Here is a 4935-nt window from a genome sequence, read left to right on the forward strand (position 1 = left end):
ATTCCGGCTCTGCCTCCGAATCACGCTGCGGTATCGAAAGATTACAGTGCGTACCTGATAAGAGCACCAATCAACGGACTAGGGATTTCTTGGATTGCACCGTCGAAAGAAGCCCAACCTAACCAGAAGTACCAAACTTAGCTAAAGGAACAAGCTAAGAAGCCATGACCCAATAACCGATCATGGAGAAAAGCAAAGACAGAATGATGATGTCGCTTCGCTCCGTTTTGATTAGTACCACATTGGGGCATTAGGTGTGTATTTGATTTTTATTAGTCGTCCCACTTAAAATAGGCTAAATGAGCTAAAGAATTGTCCATGTCGTACGTGGTCTTTGTGGTATTAGTAAGCGTTAGATCGTCATCCCAAAAAGAAGCGTCTTCGGGGCCCATAATCTTCAATGCACCTATTGTGCTACCATAACCCATTCCAACATGCTTAGCTGTCTGAGTAGCAACTTCTGACAAATCAAGGTCAGTATCCGAGTTATAACTATTAACTAATGCATTAGATATACTCGATACGCCAATACCAACTCCAACAGCCATTCCAATCTTAGATTCTTTTGATAAACTCAAACCATTAGTATCAACCACTTTCTCCACAAGGTACTGCACCGCAGAAGACCCAGCGACTGAACCAATAATGCTTGCAACAGAAGATACACCGCTATTAGTGTCGTTATTGCAAACTGCATTTAGTGTAGAGCTAACCCCCCCCACAGTGGCAGCTAGAATTACTCTGGTGATAAGACCTTTTCGCGCTCGTTCATGTGTCATCATAGCTAATGGCTCGCTACTCTGACTTACCTTATCGTCTTTCATTTTTATCCTTATAATCCATTTGCAACGTTTTACTATTTTATCACACCCCCCGCTAAAACTTACCAATAATCAATAAGGTCATGGAGACAGTCCTAGGTGGTCATCAAAAACCATAAATGTATGGATACACAATCAAGCTCAAAGTCATAGAGAACGAAAATTTACTCAAGAAAATCACGCAAGAATGGAAAATACTGAAAATTGTAATGAGCCTATCGATTTTTAGTGCGACTAATCCACGTTATGTAAAAAGCCAGCAATTTGCTGGCTTTTTAGCTTTTAAATAATACCATTTGAAGTACGTGTACCATTAAAAAAGATACACGTACTTCAAAAGGGTAGATTACCGTGCAAACAGCCTTAATGCGACAGAACCGTTCACAATAAGCGTTAGTGGGTATAAATTTTAATAATTATAATTTTTCGTAGGTATGTACTAAAATGATGATAGGTAAAATAGAAAGAAATATAAATATTAGTAACACTTACCTAAAATTGTCTCAAGAAGATGAAAGTGCCGCTTCAGAGTTAGCAAAGTTAGGTAAATATCGGGTTGCTTGTTATTTGATTTTACAATCAATGGAGAAGTTAATAAGGAGTAAGATTTTTTCACTTATCAATGCAGATAACGATTTTTTTAGAGATGAAAATAGAAATCATTCTATAGAATCAGCATTTGATATGCTCATTAATATACTATCAACCGATAATATTCAGAAAGAGCAAATTCGAGCACAATTCGCTTCTAATGTTTTGCTTAAAACTAACTCGAACCACTTACACAATAACTTGAGATACCCATATTTCCAAAAAAGAAAATCTCATTATGTTCTATTAAATGTTGATGCCAGCGATTACGAAATTTTGGTTTCTAGATTAAATGTATTGAAATCATTTATCAAAGATATACATCTTCTTTAATTTTGTGTTACTCAATACTGAATTTTTAAATTGGAACTGTAATTTCTGAAGAAAGAGAGCATAGAGGCCTAAATCAAGCTTCTGCATCTCAGTTATGTGGAATGACTCAGTCAACATTAGCCAGGGTTGAAATTGGTAGGGCATCGACCATAGAAAATGTATTAAAAATTTCTCATGGGTTTGAATTGGAACCATGGCAGCTCTTTAAAGTTGCTGACGATAGAGTTAAAGCTCTTAAATCTCAGGGTTATGAGGTTGAAACGGAGCTGCCATCAGAGAAAGAACTAAAGGAAAATAGTGCTGAATGGGTAACAACAAAAACAATTATAACTCGAGCATCCATAATCGGACTGACTGCAGCCGGTGTTGCAATTGTTGATGGCGTAATCCCTTATATAAATAAGTTTATGAAAAAGAAGTAAATCTCTGAGAGTTATATTCCACACTGATTGCGGCGGGGTTATTCATTAGAATTCGACGTAATGACATTCCTAATCAAACTCCATGACCTAACCAACTGTTTGGTTAGGTCATGGAGATAGTCCTAGGTGGTCATCAAAAACCATAAATGTATGGATACACAATCAAGCTCAAAGTCATAGAGAACGAAAATTTGCTCAAGAAAATCACGCAAGAATGGAAAATACTGAAAATTGTAATGAGCCTATCGATTTTTAGTGCGACTAATCCCTTTTATGTTAAACGCTACAAGTCTTTCATGTGGCGTTTTATCGCACCTTCATTTTCATCCAGCCATTCTTTAATCCGCTCTTCTTCCTCTTGCTCTTTACGCCACTTATCAAGGTCTTCTTGCCTATACTTTCTTTTCCTTGAAACGATTTGATTCAATCTTTTCCATTTTCGCATTTCTGTTTCTGGTTTCGTTTTCATGTAATCACCATCGGCTAATAAATAAACAAATTGTTCTTGCTTTTGATTATCAAAGAGTAAATCACAATATCAAACGATATTCCCCGATTTATCCACCGTGAATGTGGATTGTTTTAAGACTTACTAGAAGAATTTCACATGAAATAAAAACTTGTTAAAAACGCACTCAAAAGCTCGCAAAACCGTTCTAAACTTTCAACGTGGTTTTGGGTGTTTTATAGGGGGATCGTGTCTTAAAATCGATTTGAGGGGATTTAATGCGGATGAATGGGCGGTTTTAGCAAGTTAACTCGCCCATTTAACATAATGGGTCTTATACGTAGCCATTTTTAGATGACTTAATAAATTTCTAACCTACAGATGTACAAAAGCCCCGTGACAGTATCACAGGGCTTTGGTACTCTGAATCGGTGCATTCGCTGCTACGATTAGAAAGCTCAATCCAATCTTAGCAGCGTGAGAGACGCTTGTCACGTTCTCATTAAATACCAGCCAACGACATTAACCCAAATGCACCACTTGATTGACTCGGACTTGGCTCGGTCCCCGAAAGGATAAACAGGCAAATTGTGGTAATAACGTACCGGAAAACGAAATTCCGGCTCTGCCTCCGAATCACGCTGCGGTATCGAAAGATTACAGTGCGTACCTGATAAGAGCACCAATCAACGGACCAGGGTTTCTAGGATTGCACCGTCGAGAGAAGCCCAAACTGACCAGAAGTACCAGACTTAGCTAATGGAACAAGCTAAGAAGCCATGACCCAATCACTGATCATGGAGAAAAGCAAAGACAAAAAGACGTTGTCGCTTCGCTCCGTTTTGATTAGTACCACATTGGGGCATTAGGCACTTTTTTGCTCAAAATTTGAGCCTGAGAGTTCAAATAGGCATGAAAAAATTCAAAGCCAAACCAATTTTAAATTGTTCGTAGTCAATAGGTTGTCTCATGTATTCGATTCCTGTTATGGAAATCAACCCCATTCAACCATAAAAAAGGGAAGCCGGTAGGCTTCCCTTGGAAACGTCGATATTCAATACCGAGCAAGTGAGAATAGTAATACTAGCTTGCTTCTCTGGTATGGCAACTATTAGTTTTTAGGCTCAACGGAGAAAAAAGAACGTTTAATGCAGTTTGCAATTGCAATAAAATCAGGCTGATAACCGTAGTTAATCCACGTTATGTAAAAAGCCAGCAAATTGCTGGCTTTTTTGCTTTTAAATAATAGCATTTGAATCACCCTGTACCGCTAAAAAAACCATACGTACTTCAATTTGAACCTAGCGGTGTTAATATAGAATCATCATAATAGTGATAATTAGAAGTGAATACGGAGAGAAAGATGCATTTTGATATAGCCAATGACACCCTTTTGGGGATCAAGGATCTATGTGAAAAATTAGGTATCAGTAAATCAACGCTGAATAGAATTCGACGTAATGACATTCCTAATCAAATTCCTTTCCCTCAACCAACCGTTTGGTTAGGTCATGGAGATAGCCCTAGGTGGTCATCAAAAATCATAAATGTATGGATACATAATCAAGCTCAAAGTCATAGAGAACGAAAATTTGCTCAAGAAAATCACGCTAGAATGGGAAATGCTGAAAATTATAACGAACCTACCGATTCTAAGTGCAACTAATCCCTTTTATGTTAAATGGGCGAGTTGATTAGCGAAAACCGCCCATTCATCCCCATCAAAGCCCCTCAAATCGATTTTAAGACACGATCACCCTATCAAACCCCAAAAATCACGTTGAAAGTTTAGAACGGTTTTGCGAGCTTTTGGGGGCGTTTTTAACATCATTTGATTAGCAATGAGATCTCACCGTTAACCCTCAAAACAATGACTTTCATTTTGCCACTCATGAAACGATGAACGGGCAGATAAAATTTTTATCTGCCTGTGAATCGTTGGACAAGCGCAGCGCGTCAGAAAAAAGACTCGTAGAGGCTTCGGGGTATCAGGGATCCCCCTGAGTACGCGACTGTAGACAAACGGCAATAATGTCCCCATTATGTCCCCGTTTGTCTGCGGTCGATGTCGTGCCTGTAATTTTGTATTTTGCGATATTTTTAACAAACCAATTAAAAACGCATAGGTAACACACCTTAGAGCCTTGTACGTCAACGTTTTTAGACAACAAAAAAAAAGGGGAATTAATGGCGGAGAGCAAAAAAACAACAACGGTGAGCTTTAGAATTGAAGATGATCTCAAAGATAAACTTCAAATCATTGCTGAACGAGAAAATAAAACTATCACCAACAAAGCACGTGAAATCCTCGCTGAATCAC

The 4935-nt window shown here is 38.2% G+C and carries 5 protein-coding genes; 3 read left to right on the forward strand and 2 right to left on the reverse strand.

Translation table 11 applies throughout. The features are described from left to right. Positions 1-272: 272 nt before the first annotated feature. Positions 273-824 (reverse strand): hypothetical protein, encoded by a 552-nt coding sequence (locus tag FTV34_RS16295; RefSeq protein ID WP_179991722.1) that lies wholly within the window; start codon positions 822-824, stop codon positions 273-275. Between the two features lie 441 nt (positions 825-1265). Between FTV34_RS16295 and FTV34_RS16300 the strand changes: the two genes are divergently transcribed. After that, entirely contained in the window at positions 1266-1745 is a 480-nt protein-coding gene (locus FTV34_RS16300) for a HEPN domain-containing protein (protein WP_179991723.1), read from the forward strand. Positions 1746-1786: 41 nt separating this feature from the next. Then, a complete protein-coding gene (locus FTV34_RS16305) occupies positions 1787-2167 on the forward strand; it encodes a helix-turn-helix domain-containing protein (protein ID WP_368856091.1) in 381 nt (126 codons plus the stop codon). A gap of 283 nt (positions 2168-2450) precedes the next feature. Here the strand turns inward: FTV34_RS16305 and FTV34_RS16310 are convergent, their stop codons facing one another. Continuing rightward, positions 2451-2636 carry a hypothetical protein gene (locus tag FTV34_RS16310; protein WP_179991721.1) on the reverse strand — a complete coding sequence of 62 codons (186 nt, stop codon included), beginning with the start codon at positions 2634-2636 and terminating at the stop codon, positions 2451-2453. A 1342-nt stretch (positions 2637-3978) separates the two neighbouring features. Here FTV34_RS16310 and FTV34_RS16315 point away from each other — a divergent pair. Next, positions 3979-4281 carry an AlpA family transcriptional regulator gene (locus tag FTV34_RS16315; RefSeq protein WP_179991724.1) on the forward strand — a complete coding sequence of 101 codons (303 nt, stop codon included), beginning with the start codon at positions 3979-3981 and terminating at the stop codon, positions 4279-4281. Positions 4282-4935: the final 654 nt, after the last annotated feature.

The organism is Acinetobacter sp. YH16038 (genome assembly GCF_013417275.1).
Taxonomy (GTDB): domain Bacteria; phylum Pseudomonadota; class Gammaproteobacteria; order Pseudomonadales; family Moraxellaceae; genus Acinetobacter.